Origin of the sequence: Streptomyces sp. NPDC005496, from assembly GCF_042872045.1 — a bacterium.
Lineage (GTDB): Bacteria > Actinomycetota > Actinomycetes > Streptomycetales > Streptomycetaceae > Streptomyces.
Genome location: NZ_JBIAJQ010000011.1, coordinates 79849 through 94734 on the forward strand (window position 1 = coordinate 79849; position 14886 = coordinate 94734).

A 14886-nucleotide genomic window follows, 5' to 3' on the forward strand; every position below is an offset into this window, starting at 1 on the left:
CTCCCCCTCCGATCAAGGAAAACCGCAGCATCGCTACCCCTGCCGCCCACCGGACAACCCACGCCTTCGCGCGCCTGCGCCCGTGACGACCGGCAGCCCGTACCCCGAGGTGTTTCCTGGACACCTGTCCAGCTATAGTGGACACCTGTCCATGAAGTCATCCTGAACGGGGAGTCCACAGACGATGCAAACGGTCGCGAACGTGCTGGTCGGCTTGGTGGCCGCGCTGCACGTGTACATCCTGGTCCTGGAGATGTTCCTGTGGGAGCGCGAGCCGGGCCGGGGGCTGCACGGCTTCGATCCGGACATGGCCCGGGCCACCGCTCCACTGGCCGCCAACCAGGGCCTCTACAACGGTTTTCTGGCCGCCGGGCTGGTGTGGGGCCTGGTCGCCGCCGACCCCACCGGGTTCCGCGTCCAGGTGTTCTTCCTCGTGTGCGTCGTGGTCGCCGGGGTGTTCGGGGCGGCCACCGCGAATCGCCGCATCCTCGTCGCCCAGGCACTGCCGGGCGCCCTGGCCCTCGCCGCCGTGCTGGTCGCCGGGTGACACCGGCACGCCGCCGGGACCCGCACGAAGGCACGCCGCCGGCGGACGGCGGGACCGGCCGGGGCGACCCGGCGCCGCAGGACCCGCGTGCCGCCCGGACCCGGGCCAGGCTGCGCCGGGCACTGCTCGACGAGTGCGCCCGGCGCCCGCTGTCAGAGGTGGGCGTGGCGGCGCTGACCCGGACGGCCGGGGTCGGCCGGGCCACGTTCTACGTGCACTACGCCGACCTGGAGGCGCTGGCGGTCGACGCCTGCGCCGATGTCGTATGGGACGCCGTGGACGCGCTGCACGCCTGGCGCGGGCGGCCGGACCCGGTGTCGGCCCCGCCCGCCCTGCTCGCGTTCTTCGGCGGCCTCGCCCCGCACGCCGCCCTGTACCGCACGCTGCTCACCCCGGGTGGCGGCGGCCCGCTCGGCCACGTCCTGCACCGTGACCTGCGCGCCCGCAGCCTCGCGGAGCGTGAACTCGCCGGCGCCCCCGACGCCCCGCTCGTCGCCTCCGCCGTGGCGGCCACCTTCGCCGGGGTGCTCGCCGACTGGCTGCACGGCCTCATCGAGGCAGGCACGGACGAGATCGCCCACCAGGTCTGGCAGTTGCTGGTCGCCCTGCACCGGAGCCGTTGAGGGTCGCGGGCGCGCGCCGGTCCCGCCCGCGGTGGGTGAAGCGCACGGCGGCCGGGAGCACCGCCTGGGCACTCCTAGTGCACGGTCTGGAACGTGCGCCGGTACGCCTGGGGCGAGACCCCGATCGCGGCGTGGAGGTGCTGCCGCAGCGAGGCGCCGGTCGCGAATCCCACCTCACCGGCGATCTGGTCCACCGACAGGTCGCTGGACTCCAGCAGATGACGGGCGCGGGCGACGCGCTGCTGGATGAGCCAGCGGCCGGGGCTCATGCCCACCTCCTCGTTGAAGCGGCGGGCGAAGGTGCGCAGGCTCATCCGGGCGTGGCCCGCGAGATCGGCGAGCGTCAGCGGTTCACCGAGGTGTTCGAGCGCCCAGTGCCGGGTGGCGGCCGTGCCGGCGGCCGAGGGTTCCGGGACCGGCTGCTCGATGTACTGCGCCTGGCCCCCGTCGCGCCAGGGCGGCACCACGCAGCGCCGCGCCACCTTGTTGGCCAGCTCGCTCCCGTGGTCCTTGCGGATCAGGTGCAGGCAGACGTCCACGCCGGACGCGGCGCCCGCCGAGGTGAGGACGGAGCCGTCGTCGACGAACAGCACGTCGGGATCGAGGTCCACCTTCGGGAACATGGCGCGGAAGTGCTCGGCGAGCTGCCAGTGCGTGGTGGCCGGGCGCCCGTCGAGCAGTCCGGCGGCCGCCAGCACGAAGGCACCGGTGCAGATCGAGACGATGCGGGCGTCGGGCCGGATGTGCGCGAGGGCCGCCGCGATCTCGTCGGACAGCAGCGAGGTGACGTACGAGGGCGTGATCGGCGGGATCACCACGGTGTCGGCCGTGCCGAGCACCTCGGGGCCGTGCTCGACGGTCACCGAGAAGTCGGCGTTGGTGCGCACCGGACGTCCGTCGACGCTGCACGTCAGCACTTCGTATCTGCCGTCCGCCGCACCGAAGATCCGGCTGGGGATGCCGAGTTCGAAGGGGTAGATCCCCTCGAGCGCCAGCACCACGACTCGCTCCACATGGTCCATGGCACGATTCTAGCGAACATTGGCAATCTTGCCATTTCCTCGGCCGGCCGCTTTCGGCAGGCTGGTGCCCATGAGTACTGCGAACACGATGCGAGCCATTCGTCAGACCGTCCTCGGCGGCCCCGAGGTCCTGGAGGAAGTAGTGGTGGAGCGGCCCTCCCCCGGACCCAGCGAGGTGCTGGTGCGGGTGCGGGCCGCCGGGGTCAACCCCACCGACTGGAAGCACCGCGCGACCGGCGGGTTCCTCAAGGAGCCCCCCTTCGTCCTCGGCTGGGACGTCTCCGGCGTGGTCGAGGCGGTCGGTCTCGGCGTCGCCGTCTTCAAGCCCGGGGACGAGGTCTTCGGGATGCTGCCCTACCCGTTCGGTGTCGGCTCGCACGCCGAGTACGTCACCGCGCCGGCCCGCGCCTTCGCCCGCAAGCCCGCCTCCGTCGACCACGAGCAGGCGGGCGCCCTCCCGCTCGCGGCACTGACCGCCTGGCAGGTCCTCGTCGACACCGCCGACGTGCGGCCCGGACAGCGGGTGCTGATCCACGCGGCCGCGGGCGGGGTCGGCCACCTCGCCGTGCAGATCGCCAAGGCGCGCGGCGCCCACGTGATCGGCACCGCCAGCGCGGCCAAGCACGACTTCCTGCGCGAGCTGGGGGTCGACGAGCCGATCGACTACCGGGAGACCGACTTCGCGGAGACCGTCCGTGACGTGGACGTCGTCCTGGACACGATCGGCGGCGACTACCGGTTCCGCTCGCTGCGCGTGCTGCGCCCGGGCGGCCTCCTCGTCTCGATCCTGCCGAGCGGGGCGACAGACTTCATCGAGGAGGCCGAGAAGCTGGGCGTCCGGGCGGTGGAGATGCTCGTCGAGGCCGACCACGCCGGCATGAACGCGATCGCGGGGCTGGTGGAGGAGGGCAAGCTGCGCGCCACGATCGCGGGATCGTTCCCGCTCGCCGAGGCGGCCAAGGCGCACGCGCTCGGCGACACCGGCCGCACGACGGGCAAGCTCGTACTGACGCTCCCGTAGTGCCCCTCGCGGAACTCACGGCCCGGCCCGGCTCGGATGGACACGAGCCGGGCCGGGCCGCGCCTGTGCCGTGACGACCGAGCCGACCCGTCGAACCCGTCACCCCGGAGTCCGCCGTTCCACCCCAACCGCTCAAGACGCGCCGCGATGATCCAAGACAAGACATATGTCAATCGAACATGCTGGAATTCACTCCAACGGGGGTAACTTGCAGAGCAAGGAACGGTTTTGCAGCCCCGGGTGTCCAGGTGTCGTGTCTACGCTCGCAGATGTCGTCACCCCGGCCCCGGTGACTTCGGGGCCCGCGACCAGCAGCGGGCCGGCGGCCGGTTGGAGGCGATGTCGTCGTGCGGCAGGAACCTGCACCCCTCACCCGGCAGCTGCGGATCCGCCGGTACCGGGGCCACACCGTGCTGGAGCTCCACGGCGAGATCGACATCAGCGCGGCGCTCGACCTCGTCCCGCTGATGGACGCGGAGACCGGCCGCCCCGACGCCTCGATCGTGATCGACCTGCGCCCCGTCCAGTTCTTCGACTGCTCCGGGCTGCGCCTGCTGTACCGCGCCAGGCACCGCGTCGTCTCCCGGGGCGGCGAACTGCGGCTGGTGTGCACCCACCCGCTGACGCTGCGGATCATCCGGGTCACCGGCCTCGCCCGGGTGCTGCCGCCGGCGGCGTCCCTGGCCGAGGCGGTCGGCCGCACCGAGGCGGCGGCCGGGTCCTCACCGGGCTCCGGACGGACCGGACGGCCGCTTCCCACCTGCCCGGACTGACGCGGCCGGGCCGGCGTACGCCGAGCCACGGCCTGCCGACCGGCGTCCCCGCGCCTACGCGGTCTCGGGCGGGTCGAACAGGGCGCTGACCGACTCTCCGTTGTGGATCCGCCGGACCGCCTCGGCCAGGGCCGGGGCGATGGACAGGATCCGCAGCTTGTCCGTGCGCTCCTCGGGGGCGATCGGCACGGTGTTCGTGCAGACGATCTCCAGCACGTCGGGCTGCTCGCTCAGCCGCTTGAGGGCGCCCGCGGCGAACAGGCCGTGCGTGCAGGCGACCCGGATGGAGCGCGGGCCCAGCTCGCGCAGTCGCTCCAGCAGCTCCAGGACCGTACTGCCCTTGGCGATCTCGTCGTCCAGGACGATGACGTCCCGCCCGCTCACGTCGCCGATCACGGAGCTGATGCTCACCCGGTCGTCCGCGAACCGCTGCTTGGCACCGGCGGCCACCCGCGCGCCCAGCATCCGCGCGAACGCGGCGGCCTCCTTGGCGTTGCCGAGGTCCGGTGAGACGACCGTCGTCATCGAGAGGTCGTTCCCCTGGAAGTGCGCGGCAAGCTCCCGCAGGGCGTGCAGGTGGTCCACCGGCACGGAGAAGAAGCCGTGCACCTGGGGCGAGTGCAGGGTCATCGCGAGGACCCGGCTCGCCCCGGCCGCCACCAGCAGGTCGGCCACCAGCCGCCCGCCGATCGAGATGCGCGGCGCGTCCTTCTTGTCCGAGCGGGCGTAGGCGTAGTGCGGCATGACGACCGTGATCCGCCCGGCGGAGGCGCCCCGCGCCGCGTCGCACATCAGCAGCAGCTCGACCAGGTTCTCCTGGACCGGCGCCACCAGCGGCTGCACCAGGAACACGTCCCGCTCACGGCAGTTGGCCTGCAGCTGCGCCTCCAGGCAGTCGTTGGCGAAACGGCTGATCCGGGCCGGGCTGAGCGGTACGCCCAGGTGCGCGCAGACCTCGGCCGCAAGCTCGGGATGGGCACTGCCGCTGAAAACCGCGATGTCACGCACGATCCGCTCCTCCAAGATCAGATCCGGACTGCGCGGCACATGCTACGGGCAGGGAAGACCGCCCCTGACGGCCGCCTCTCCCCCGGCGCCGACGGTGGACGGCCGGAGCGGCACACCGGGCGGGGCGGGGCGGGCCGGATGAGTGGCGTGCCGGACGGGCGGGGGCGAGCCGGACGACCGGCGTACCGGAGCGGAGGCGGCCGGACGGACGGGGCGGCGGACCGTACCGGCGGCACGGACGGCGCGGACCGGACGAGCGGTGTACCGGAGCGGAGGTGGGGGCCGGACGACCGGCGTACCGGACGGGTGGAAGGGACAGAGAGCGGGCGGCGGACCGGGCGGTCAAGGGCGGTACGCGCGGGCGGACACGGCGGCACGCGGGCACGCCGGCACGGCGGCGCGCGCGGGCGGCCGGTGTGTCAGCAGCCCGAGGCCGCGGCCTGCGCGAGGATGCGGGCCGTCTGCTGTCCGGCCCGGACCGCGTGTTCGGCGCGGGAGCGCCGGCAGCGGCCCAGCACGGGGTCGTACTCCGCCATGACCACGCCCGCGTGGTCGGTGGCGGGTTCCGTGAGGCTGGCGGGCCGGCCCTGGTCGCGCAGCGCGTCCAGGAGGCGGCGCGAGTGGTGGCCGGGTACGTCGGTGTCCCCGGTGCCGTGCACCAGGTGGACGGGCGTCGGGGAGGCCGGAAGGTCCTCCGCGTCGGCGAGGGGCACCGTGCCCGTACTGCGGGCCGCGACGTCGTAGCGTCCCGCGACGCCGACCACCGCGCAGGGGCGCCAGTGGTCGGACCCCGCGCGCAGGGCGACACCGACGGCCGCGCCCGCCCCGGCGGACCAGCCGGCCAGCACCGTGCGGTCTGGGTCCCCGCCGAGACGCCCGGCCCGGTCGCGCAGCCAGTCGAGGGAGGCGAGGAGGTGGGAGCGGCCGCGGTCGGGGGCCGCGGGGTTCCAGTCGGGGACGAGGACCAGCAGTCCGTTGCCCGCCGCCTCCTCGGCCAGGGCGGCCAGCGTGTCCTTCTCGTCCGTGCCGCTGCCGTGCCAGAGCAGGGCGGCGGAGACCGGCGCGTCGAGGTCGGGTCGGTAGACGTCCAGGAGTTGCCGGCGGCCGTTCACGGGAGTGGTGTAGGGCAGGTCGCGGGTGACGGTGACGGGCATGTGCGCTGAGGAGACCTTCCGCGGGTTCTGCGGGGCGGGCGGGACCATCGGGAATCTTTGTCTATCAGCCGCGCCGCGGCGCCGGACCGGCGGGGCGGTGTCTTCGCGACCCACGCCCGGGCAGGGGCTGTTCGTGGTTCCGGGCGCGGCACAGCCCCGGCGCTCGCCTGAACCGCCGTCGGCGGCCGGAACCGTGCCCCGGCGGACGCCGGCCCACTTTCGTGATCCTCCGGGCGGGCCGCGAGGATTCGGCCAACCGGGCGTTGTGCCGGGGGATTTGGCGGGCACACGGCGTAGAGAAAGGAGGGCTGTCGACATGACGACGTCCACCAAGCAGACGCCCGGCTCGACGACGTCCGAGGACCGGGGCAAAAGGCAGCTGCCCGGCTGGATCAAGGCGCTCGTCGCCCTCGTCCTGGTGCTCGCGGTGCTGTTCGCCGGACTGCGGCTCAGTGTGCTTCCCGGGCTGCGTGACATGTTCGGCGAGGAGACGCACGACCGGTCGGGGCCCGCGCTCCTGAAGTCCATCCAGGACATGAGCCGGTACGAGGCCGCGTCCGGCAACTTCCAGGTCGTCGTGGACCTGGAGAAGGACGCCAAGCTCCTGCCCGACGCGATCCGCGGCACCCGCACCCTGTACGTCGGCGCGGGCACCGTGGACGCCTACGTCGACCTCGGGCGGCTGGACGAGAAGGACGTGTCCGTCAACGACGACCGCACGTCGGCCACGCTCCACCTGCCGCACGCGGCGCTCGGCAAGCCCGCGCTCGACGCCGACCACTCCTACGCCGTCTCCAAGCAGCGCGGCCTCCTGGACCGGCTCGGCGACCTCTTCTCGGACAACCCCAACAGCGAACGCGCCGTGCAGAAGCTCGCGGTCCAGCACATCGGCGAGGCCGCCGACGACAGCGAACTCACCGTGCGCGCCGAGGAGAACACCACGAGCATGCTCAAGGGACTGCTGGGCTCGCTCGGCTTCAAGGAGGTGAAGGTCACCTACGGCACCGCCTGACCGTGCGGGACCGCGACGCCCCGGGGGACTGCCGCTCCCCCGGATGGCAGTCTTCCCGGAACGGGCGGAGCATGGAGATGAGGGGTCCGGTTGACGTGGGCGTCGGCCGGAGAACGCCGCGGAGGAGACGAGCACCGGCCCCCGGCAGGCATCGGGCACGACCCGGTGGAAGGGAGCCGTCATGCTTGAGGTCAAGACGGTCGACAAGCCGGACGAGCGGCGCGATTTCCCCCGCGGGCACCTCGAAGCGGTCCACCTCAGCGGGCTGGACTTCGCCGTGGGGACCTTCGAGCCCGGCTGGCGCTGGTCCGAGTCCGTCGGTCCGATCGCGGGCACGGAGAGCTGCATGATCCACCACAACGGCTACGTGGTCCAGGGCCGGATGCGGCTGCTCATGGACGACGGCGCCGAGGGCGAGGTCGGCCCCGGTGACGTCTTCGTCTGTCCGCCGGGGCACGACGCCTGGGTGGTGGGCGACGAACAGGTGATCCTCTACGACTTCGCGGGCGGTATGGCGCAGGACTACGCGAAGGCCGGCAACGGGTAGGACCCGTCGTCCGGAGACCGGACGGGGCCCGGCGGGTACGCATCCCGCCGGGCCCCGTCGCGTTCCCGTGCCTTATCCGGCGGTTTCCCGGTCCTACGCACGGCGGCCCGGTGAGGCGGGGGAAAGCGGGCAGACGGCGAGGGAGGGAATCGCGGCCGTGGCGCCCACGGCTCACGGCCACCTCGTCGAACCCGCGCTCGCGGCTGCCTCCGACCGGGCATCCACCGCCGTATCGCGGGTAACCGCGCTCATCCGTAGAGCAGTTGAAACCGGGAGGACGGAATGGCACGTACGGCGTCGGGACTGTGGGGCATGCGCACCACGCGAACAGCCAAGTCCGGCAGGCGAACGCCGGCACCGCCGCCGGAGCCGGCGCCGCGGGAGCGGCGCGGACTTCCCCTCCCCTTGCGGCTGCTGGTCATGCTGCTGGCCTTCGCGGCGATGGTGGGCTTCGCGGCCGTGCTCGCGCGGCTGACCCTGGAGCCGTCGCCGGCCTCGGAGGCGCTCACCCACAACAACCTGCACCCGGGCCGCTCTCTGGAGGCATATCTCTCCCAGCCGGCCCTGCGTGACGCGGTGAAGCAGGTCGGCGGAAACCTGCTGCTGGGCGTGCCGTTCGGGGTGCTGCTTCCCATGCTCGCCCCCAAGACCCGGGGTCTGCTGCGCGTGGTGCTCCTGACCGCCGTGGTGATGCTCCTGGTCGAGGTGGTGCAGGGGGCGTTCATCACCGGGCGCGCCTTCGACATCGACGACGTCATCCTCAACACCACCGGGGCGCTGGTGGGTTACCTGCTGCTGGGCCGCCGGCTCGGGCGGGCGGTGCACCCGCGTCGTCGTCGCCGTGACTGACGCGCGGACTCCCCCGAGGTGGTCCGTACCAAAGTCTTGACACCCCCTTACCTCACTTCTTAAATCAAGAGGCGAAGCATGCACCCCCCACACCTATCGGCACACCCGCCGCACGGGTAGCCGTACAGAAGGGAGAGTCATGGACTCCCCGCGCCTGCTCCGCCGATGTCTGCTCGCCGCGGTGTCCGCCGTGTTCGTCGCCTCCGCCGCCGTGGTCCCCGCGCACGCGGGACCTCAGGCGGCGGCGGCCGTGACGTTCTCGGACACCTTCGACGGGCCCGCCGGATCGGCCGTCGACTCCTCGAAGTGGCAGATCGAGACCGGCGACAACGTCAACAACCACGAGCGCCAGTACTACACCTCGGGCAGCAACAACGCGGCCCTGGACGGCCAGGGGCACCTGGTCATCACGGCCCGCAAGGAGAACCCGGGCAACTACCAGTGCTGGTACGGCCGTTGCGAGTACACCTCGGCCCGGCTCAACACCTCGGGCAAGTTCACCAGCACGTACGGCCACGTCGAGGCGCGGATGAAGATCCCGCGCGGGCAGGGCATGTGGCCGGCGTTCTGGATGCTGGGCAGTGACATCGGGCAGGTCGGCTGGCCCAACTCGGGTGAGATAGACGTCATGGAGAACGTGGGCTTCGAGCCCTCGACCGTGCACGGCACGATCCACGGCCCGGGCTACTCGGGCTCGGGCGGCATCGGGGCCGGCTACACCCTCCCGGGCGGCCAGATCTTCGCGGACGCCTTCCACACCTTCGCGGTGGACTGGGCGCCCGACTCCATCACCTGGTCGGTCGACGGCACGGTCTACCAGCGGCGCACCCCGGCCGACCTGGGCGGCAAGACCTGGGTGTTCAACAAGCCGTTCTTCCTGATCCTGAACCTCGCGGTGGGCGGCTACTGGCCGGGCGACCCCGACGGATCCACCACCTTCCCGAAGCAACTCGTCGTGGACGAGGTCAAGGTGACCACCAGCGACTCGGCCGGCACCGCGGGCCCGATCACGGGGCTGGCCGGCAAGTGCGTGGACGTGGCCGGGGCCAGCTCGGCCAACGGCACCCCCGTACAGCTCTACGACTGCAACGGCACCGCCGCCCAGAAGTGGACGGTGTCCCCGGACGGCACGATCCGCGCGCTGGGCAAGTGCCTGGACGTCAAGGACAACGGCACGGCGGACGGTTCCGTCGTCCAGCTGTGGGACTGCGGCGGCAGCCCGAACCAGAAGTGGGTGGTGACGGCGGCCCGCGACATCGTCAATCCCCAGGCCGACAAGTGCCTGGACGTCACCGGCAACAACTCCGCCAACGGCACCCGGCTGCAGATCTGGACCTGCTCCGGCAACGCCAACCAGAAGTGGACGGTGAGCTGAGGCACGGACCGCCCGGCGGGCGGCTGAGGGGTCCGGCGGGGGTCGCCCCGGCCGGACCCTCTTCCCGTTCCCGGCGCGAGGGCCGGGCGGTCTCTAGTGCAGGGTCCAGGTGAGCTTGTCGCCGCCGACCCAGCGGACGACGTCCGGGTCGTCCAGGTCGTGGACCGTGATGCCGTAGGCCGCCGCGACCACCAGGACGTCGGTCACGGCCCTGGCCTCGCCGACCACTTCGCCGTCGATCTCGACGATGCGGAACGGCGGCCTGCCCGGCTGCACCCCGAGCACCATGATCCGCGGGGTGGAGATGTGGGGGCTCGCGATTTCGGTCATGTCTAGAGCGTAAGACGGTTCTCCCGGGACGGTTGAGAACGGCTGAGGCGCCTGTGGCTGCCCCGGCCCGTACGGCGCGGGAGGGCCGGGGCGTCCGTGTTCGCCCAGCCGGGTGAGCGCGGCGGGGCGCCTTGCGTCCCGTTCACCCGGCCGGGCGAGCGGAGCCGCCGTGCGCTCCGGCGGCCGCTGGGCAAGGCTGGAGACAGGAGGTGGCGATGGACCCCGTCGAGGCGCTGGACCGGATCGCGTTCCTGCTGGAGCGGGCCCAGGAGCCCACGTACCGCGTGCGCGCGTTCCGGACCGCGGCCGGCGTGCTGGGCGCGCTGCCCGCGGACGAGCTCCGGGAGCGGGCGGCGGCGGGGACGCTGGAGTCCCTGAAAGGGGTCGGCCCGAAGACCGCGCAGGTGGCCCGTGAGGCACTGGCCGGGCAGGTGCCCGGCTACCTGGAGAAGCTGGAGGGCGAGGCCGAGGTCCCGCTCGCCCGAGGCGGCGAGGAACTGCGGGCACTGCTGCGCGGAGACTGCCATCTGCACTCGGACTGGTCGGACGGCGGCAGCCCGATCGAGGAGATGGGGCGGGCCGCGGCCCGTCTCGGGCACGAGTGGGCGGTGCTCACGGACCACTCCCCGCGGCTCACCGTGGCGAGGGGCCTGTCCCCGGAGCGGCTGCGCGAGCAGCTGGACGTGGTGGCGGAGCTCAACCGGACGTGGGCGCCTTTCCGGCTGCTCACCGGCATCGAGTGCGACATCCTCGACGACGGCTCCCTCGACCAGGAACCCGAGCTGCTGGAGCGGCTCGACGTGGTGGTGGTCTCCGTGCACTCGAAGCTGCGCATGGACGCCCGCGCGATGACGCGCCGCATGGTGGCCGCCGTACGTGATCCGCACGCGGACGTCCTCGGGCACTGCACGGGGCGGCTGGTCACCGGGCGGGGGCGGCCCGAGTCCGAGTTCGACGCCGACGAGGTCTTCGCCGCCTGCGCCGAGGCCGGGACCGCCGTGGAGATCAACAGCCGACCCGAGCGGCTCGACCCGCCCCGCCGGCTGCTGCGCCGGGCGGTCGACGCGGGCGTGCTGTTCTCCGTCGACACCGACGCGCACGCACCGGGCCAGCTGGACTGGCAGATCCACGGCTGCGCCCGCGCCGAGGAGTGCGGGGTGCCCGCCGAACGGGTCATCACCACCTGGACGGCCGACGAGCTGCTGGCCTGGACCCGGAACCGGACGGCTCCGCGACGCGTGGCGGGCCCGTGACGTGGTACCCGAGCGACGCGAGAGGAGATCACATCTGATGGAACGGGCTGCCGTGTTCGACGTCGACGGGACTCTCGTCGACACCAATCACCTGCACGTGACGACCTGGTGGGAGGCCTTCCGGCAGGCCGGGCACCAGGTGCCGATGCATGCCATCCACCGGGCGGTGGGGCTGGGGTCGGACGACCTGATCGCCCACCTGCTCGGCGACGACCGCGATCCCGACCAGGACGAGACGCTCAGCCAGGCCCACAAGGCGCTCTACGGCACGTACTTCGACCGGCTGCCGCCCCTGCGGGACGCCGGGCGGCTGCTGCGGCGCCTCGCGGACGACGGCTGGACCGTCGTCCTGGCCACCTCGGCGAGCGGTGCCGAGCTGGGCGCCCTGCGCCGGGCCATCGACGCCGACGACGCCATCAAGGCGACGGCCAGCGCCGACGACGTGGAGCAGGGCAAGCCGGCCCCGGAGCCGGTCGAGCACGCCCTGGAGCTGGCCGGGGTGCCGCCCGAGCGGGCGGTGTTCGTGGGCGACACCGTGTGGGACATGCGCGCGGGCACCCGGGCCGGGGTGACCACGGTGGGTGTCCTGTGCGGCGGTATCCCGCGCGCCGACCTGGAGGAGGCCGGGGCGGGCAGCGTCTACCGCGACCCTGCCCATCTGCTCGAACGGCTGTCGGACACCCCGCTGGCGCCCGGCGCCTGACGCGCGGCGCGTGTTCCGGAGGCCTGGAACACGCGCCGAACCGCTCCTCCCCGCCCGGTCAGGAGGCGGGCCCGGCCGCCCTGCGGAGGTTGGAGATGCAGGCGCCGATGGCCTCCTGGAGCTCCTCCAGGCGCTGGAGCATGTCGTCCTCGTAGATGTCGTCGATGTCGTCGACATCGTCGAAGGTCAGCTCCTCGAAGACCTTCGTCGCCCGCTGGAGACTGCTGTAGAACTTCGTACGGCGCTCCTGGACCCGCAGCTCGGGGTCGGCCTCGACGGTCTGCACGACGAGGTTCTTGACGGTGTCGTACGCCTCGGCGGCCCACTGCCCCGCCTCCTCGTCCTCGTCCAGCTCGTCGATGAGGGACAGGTGCCGCTCCGCCTCCGCGCGCAGCTCGGCCGGGGCGTCGATGGTCTGCCCGGCCGGCGTCTTGACCTGCCCGTTCTCCACGATCTGGCGGACGTAGCCGATCCGGTCGGCGGCGCGGGTCTCGGTGGCCACCGCCTTCTTGAGGTCGTCGGTGCGGGCGATGTCCCGGGCCAGCTCCGTCTGCAGCGCCGGGTCCTCCTTCAGCCGGTCGAGCAGCGCCGTCCGCGCGGCCTGGGCGGTGGAGGGGTCGGCGAGGATCGCGGCCCGCAGCGCGGTGGGGTTCTCGGCGACCTCCAGGGCCTTGGTCGGCCGGATGCCCTCGGCCTCGGCCGCCGCCGTGATGGCGGTCCCGCGCTCGGACGCGGAGCTGGAGCGGGAGGAGTAGTACGACAGCCAGGCGTCCGAGTCCGGCAGGTCGACGTCCTCGCCCGGGGCGAGCACCTCGAAGTGCGGGACGAGACCGTCGTCGGCCGCCCGGTCCCAGGCCTTGTAGTAGCGCATGACCCGTTCCGGGGAGCACCCGGCGAGTCCGGCGAACTCCTTCGCGGAGATCTTCGGGGTCTCCCCCGCCGCCTGCCCGCCGGGGCGCACGCTGCGCGCCACCTTCAGGGCGAAGGCCCAGCCGCCGGTGCGGGCGTAGACGCCGAACTCCCGCGCGTCGAGCGAGACGCGCTCGTCCACGGGGCCCGCCGGCGCCTCGTCCGGAGCGTCTCCCGGAGCGGCGGGCGCGGGCACGGAGCCGGCCGGGGCGCCCTCGTCGGAGGCGGCTCCCTCGTCCCAGAAGTGCTCCTCGGCGGAGGTGTCGTCGGTGGGGGGAACGGTCGCCTCGGGTGCGGCGCTCGCTACGGACACAGGGAACTCCCCAGATCAGTGCGGATGACACAGACAGAACGAGCAGCCTATATGAGCCCGTTCACTCGGCTTTGTGCTCGCGCCGGAGCGGCTCGGCACGGGTGCCGGGAGCCCGAACCCCGCGGTGACGCAGATCACCGCGAATGCCCCCATCCCGGGGAACACCGACAGGTAGTCGCCCGTTGAACAAACCGTGGGTGCGGATGGGACAGTGTCCCCGGGCCTCACCTATTGCCCACAGGGACGATCAGTCCGGCTGAAGCCCTGTGGAGCGTCTCGCCGAGAGGCGACCGCCATGCGTGCCCACATCAGGACCGCCCCGACCGTGATCCCCCCGTCCGGTCGGGGCACTTCTGTGTCCGGCCGAGGACGCCCGCCGGAGCGAGGTCGACCGGGCGGCCGTGTCCGCTTGACTTGGAGTGCGCTCCAATTCGTAGCGTGCTGGGCATGAGCACTGCACAGCACAAGATCGGCTCGGGCTTCGGCGCCACGAGCACCGCCGACGACGTCCTGCACGGCATCGACCTGGGCGGCAAGCTCGCGCTCGTCACGGGCGGCTACTCCGGCCTCGGCCTGGAGACGACCCGGGCGCTCGTGAAGGCGGGCGCCCGCGTGGTCGTGCCCGCCCGGCGGGTGTCCGTGGCACGGGAGGCGCTGGCCGGACTCGACGGCGTCGAGGTCGACGAACTCGACCTCGGGGACCAGGACAGCGTGCGCGGCTTCGCCGAGCGGTTCCTCGCCTCGGGCCGCCCGCTCGACATCGTCGTCGACAGCGCCGCGATCATGGCCTGCCCCGAGACGCGGGTGGGTCCCGGCTGGGAGGCGCAGTTCGCGACCAACCACCTGGGTCACTACGCCCTCGTCAACAGGCTCTGGCCGGCCATCGCGCCCGGCGGCGCCCGCGTGGTGTCCGTCTCCTCCGCCGGCCACCACTACTCGGGCATCCGCTGGGACGACGTGAACTGGCAGGAGGGCTACGACAAGTGGGAGGCGTACGGCCAGGCCAAGACGGCGAACGCCCTGTTCGCCGTGCACCTCGACCGGCTCGGCCGGGACACGGGTGTACGGGCCTTCTCGCTCCACCCCGGCGGCATCCTCACCCCGCTCCAGCGCCACCTCCCCAAGGAGGAGATGGTCCAGCGCGGCTGGATCGACGAGAACGGCACCCCGCTGAACCCGCAGGGCTTCAAGACGCCCGAACAGGGCGCGGCCACCCAGGTGTGGGCGGCGACCTCGCCGCAGCTCGCCGGGATGGGCGGGGTGTACCTGGAGGACTGCGACATCGCCGAGCCCGCTCCCGCGGACGGCACGCGCACCGGCGTGTGCGCGCACGCGACGGACCCCGAGCAGGCCGCGCGGCTGTGGCGGCTGTCCGCGGAGCTGACCGGGGTCGACGCGTTCGCGTGAGCCCCGACCGCGTTCAGCGGGAGGCGAACTCCCGCAGATC

At 72.9% G+C, this 14886-nt stretch carries 16 protein-coding genes; 11 read left to right on the forward strand and 5 right to left on the reverse strand.

Going from position 1 to position 14886, the window contains the following annotated elements; translation table 11 throughout:
• Positions 1-184: 184 nt before the first annotated feature.
• Both ACFYQQ_RS29965 and ACFYQQ_RS29970 read left to right on the forward strand, forming a co-directional pair.
• On the forward strand, positions 185-547 hold the full coding sequence (locus tag ACFYQQ_RS29965; RefSeq protein ID WP_355789937.1) for a DUF1304 domain-containing protein: 363 nt from the start codon (positions 185-187) through the stop codon (positions 545-547).
• Between the two features lie 110 nt (positions 548-657).
• Positions 658-1170 (forward strand): TetR/AcrR family transcriptional regulator, encoded by a 513-nt coding sequence (locus ACFYQQ_RS29970; RefSeq protein ID WP_355789946.1) that lies wholly within the window; start codon positions 658-660, stop codon positions 1168-1170.
• Between the two features lie 74 nt (positions 1171-1244).
• On the opposite strand, the gene ACFYQQ_RS29975 is transcribed toward ACFYQQ_RS29970, so the two are convergent.
• On the reverse strand, positions 1245-2192 hold the full coding sequence (locus ACFYQQ_RS29975; RefSeq protein ID WP_355789934.1) for a helix-turn-helix domain-containing protein: 948 nt from the start codon (positions 2190-2192) through the stop codon (positions 1245-1247).
• A gap of 70 nt (positions 2193-2262) precedes the next feature.
• Here ACFYQQ_RS29975 and ACFYQQ_RS29980 point away from each other — a divergent pair, with 70 nt between their 5' ends.
• Complete coding sequence (locus ACFYQQ_RS29980; protein ID WP_355789931.1) at positions 2263-3213, forward strand: NADP-dependent oxidoreductase; 951 nt, start codon at positions 2263-2265, stop codon at positions 3211-3213.
• Positions 3214-3560: 347 nt separating this feature from the next.
• Positions 3561-3986 (forward strand): anti-sigma factor antagonist, encoded by a 426-nt coding sequence (locus tag ACFYQQ_RS29985; RefSeq protein ID WP_356172667.1) that lies wholly within the window; start codon positions 3561-3563, stop codon positions 3984-3986.
• 54 nt (positions 3987-4040) lie between these two features.
• Here ACFYQQ_RS29985 and ACFYQQ_RS29990 read toward each other — a convergent pair whose 3' ends face one another.
• A complete protein-coding gene (locus tag ACFYQQ_RS29990) occupies positions 4041-4994 on the reverse strand; it encodes a ribose-phosphate pyrophosphokinase (protein WP_355795971.1) in 954 nt (317 codons plus the stop codon).
• A gap of 419 nt (positions 4995-5413) precedes the next feature.
• Positions 5414-6148: an alpha/beta hydrolase fold domain-containing protein gene (locus tag ACFYQQ_RS29995; RefSeq protein ID WP_356172663.1), complete on the reverse strand. Its 735-nt coding sequence runs from the start codon at positions 6146-6148 to the stop codon at positions 5414-5416.
• Between the two features lie 316 nt (positions 6149-6464).
• Here ACFYQQ_RS29995 and ACFYQQ_RS30000 point away from each other — a divergent pair, with 316 nt between their 5' ends.
• From ACFYQQ_RS30000 to ACFYQQ_RS30015, 4 genes are all read left to right on the forward strand, one after another.
• Entirely contained in the window at positions 6465-7160 is a 696-nt protein-coding gene (locus ACFYQQ_RS30000) for a DUF4230 domain-containing protein (protein ID WP_355795035.1), read from the forward strand.
• A gap of 181 nt (positions 7161-7341) precedes the next feature.
• A complete protein-coding gene (locus ACFYQQ_RS30005) occupies positions 7342-7707 on the forward strand; it encodes a cupin domain-containing protein (protein WP_356172658.1) in 366 nt (121 codons plus the stop codon).
• A 312-nt stretch (positions 7708-8019) separates the two neighbouring features.
• The gene (locus tag ACFYQQ_RS30010) at positions 8020-8556 is read left to right on the forward strand and encodes a VanZ family protein (RefSeq protein ID WP_388906002.1); all 537 of its coding nucleotides are present in this window, start codon (positions 8020-8022) and stop codon (positions 8554-8556) included.
• Between the two features lie 139 nt (positions 8557-8695).
• On the forward strand, positions 8696-9931 hold the full coding sequence (locus ACFYQQ_RS30015; RefSeq protein WP_355792303.1) for a ricin-type beta-trefoil lectin domain protein: 1236 nt from the start codon (positions 8696-8698) through the stop codon (positions 9929-9931).
• 93 nt (positions 9932-10024) lie between these two features.
• Here the strand turns inward: ACFYQQ_RS30015 and ACFYQQ_RS30020 are convergent, their stop codons facing one another.
• A complete protein-coding gene (locus ACFYQQ_RS30020) occupies positions 10025-10261 on the reverse strand; it encodes a hypothetical protein (RefSeq protein ID WP_355792306.1) in 237 nt (78 codons plus the stop codon).
• Positions 10262-10476: 215 nt separating this feature from the next.
• Here ACFYQQ_RS30020 and ACFYQQ_RS30025 point away from each other — a divergent pair, with 215 nt between their 5' ends.
• Together ACFYQQ_RS30025 and ACFYQQ_RS30030 are read left to right on the forward strand one after the other, a co-directional pair.
• Positions 10477-11514 (forward strand): PHP domain-containing protein, encoded by a 1038-nt coding sequence (locus tag ACFYQQ_RS30025; protein WP_355792309.1) that lies wholly within the window; start codon positions 10477-10479, stop codon positions 11512-11514.
• Between the two features lie 37 nt (positions 11515-11551).
• Positions 11552-12217 (forward strand): HAD family hydrolase, encoded by a 666-nt coding sequence (locus ACFYQQ_RS30030; protein WP_356172651.1) that lies wholly within the window; start codon positions 11552-11554, stop codon positions 12215-12217.
• Positions 12218-12275: 58 nt separating this feature from the next.
• Here the strand turns inward: ACFYQQ_RS30030 and ACFYQQ_RS30035 are convergent, their stop codons facing one another.
• Positions 12276-13439: a hypothetical protein gene (locus tag ACFYQQ_RS30035; RefSeq protein ID WP_355794972.1), complete on the reverse strand. Its 1164-nt coding sequence runs from the start codon at positions 13437-13439 to the stop codon at positions 12276-12278.
• Between the two features lie 447 nt (positions 13440-13886).
• Here ACFYQQ_RS30035 and ACFYQQ_RS30040 point away from each other — a divergent pair, with 447 nt between their 5' ends.
• Positions 13887-14846 (forward strand): SDR family NAD(P)-dependent oxidoreductase, encoded by a 960-nt coding sequence (locus ACFYQQ_RS30040; RefSeq protein WP_388905821.1) that lies wholly within the window; start codon positions 13887-13889, stop codon positions 14844-14846.
• The last annotated feature ends 40 nt before the right edge of the window (positions 14847-14886 follow it).

Coding starts and splice junctions, on each gene's coding strand:
- ACFYQQ_RS30020 (WP_355792306.1), bottom strand. CDS start 10,261: ATGACCGAAATCGCGAGCCCCCACATCTCCACCCCGCGGATCATGGTG.
- ACFYQQ_RS30010 (WP_388906002.1), top strand. CDS start 8,020: ATGCGCACCACGCGAACAGCCAAGTCCGGCAGGCGAACGCCGGCACCG.
- ACFYQQ_RS30040 (WP_388905821.1), top strand. CDS start 13,887: ATGAGCACTGCACAGCACAAGATCGGCTCGGGCTTCGGCGCCACGAGC.
- ACFYQQ_RS30000 (WP_355795035.1), top strand. CDS start 6,465: ATGACGACGTCCACCAAGCAGACGCCCGGCTCGACGACGTCCGAGGAC.
- ACFYQQ_RS29965 (WP_355789937.1), top strand. CDS start 185: ATGCAAACGGTCGCGAACGTGCTGGTCGGCTTGGTGGCCGCGCTGCAC.
- ACFYQQ_RS30025 (WP_355792309.1), top strand. CDS start 10,477: ATGGACCCCGTCGAGGCGCTGGACCGGATCGCGTTCCTGCTGGAGCGG.
- ACFYQQ_RS29995 (WP_356172663.1), bottom strand. CDS start 6,148: ATGCCCGTCACCGTCACCCGCGACCTGCCCTACACCACTCCCGTGAAC.
- ACFYQQ_RS29975 (WP_355789934.1), bottom strand. CDS start 2,192: ATGGACCATGTGGAGCGAGTCGTGGTGCTGGCGCTCGAGGGGATCTAC.
- ACFYQQ_RS30015 (WP_355792303.1), top strand. CDS start 8,696: ATGGACTCCCCGCGCCTGCTCCGCCGATGTCTGCTCGCCGCGGTGTCC.
- ACFYQQ_RS29980 (WP_355789931.1), top strand. CDS start 2,263: ATGAGTACTGCGAACACGATGCGAGCCATTCGTCAGACCGTCCTCGGC.
- ACFYQQ_RS30005 (WP_356172658.1), top strand. CDS start 7,342: ATGCTTGAGGTCAAGACGGTCGACAAGCCGGACGAGCGGCGCGATTTC.
- ACFYQQ_RS30030 (WP_356172651.1), top strand. CDS start 11,552: ATGGAACGGGCTGCCGTGTTCGACGTCGACGGGACTCTCGTCGACACC.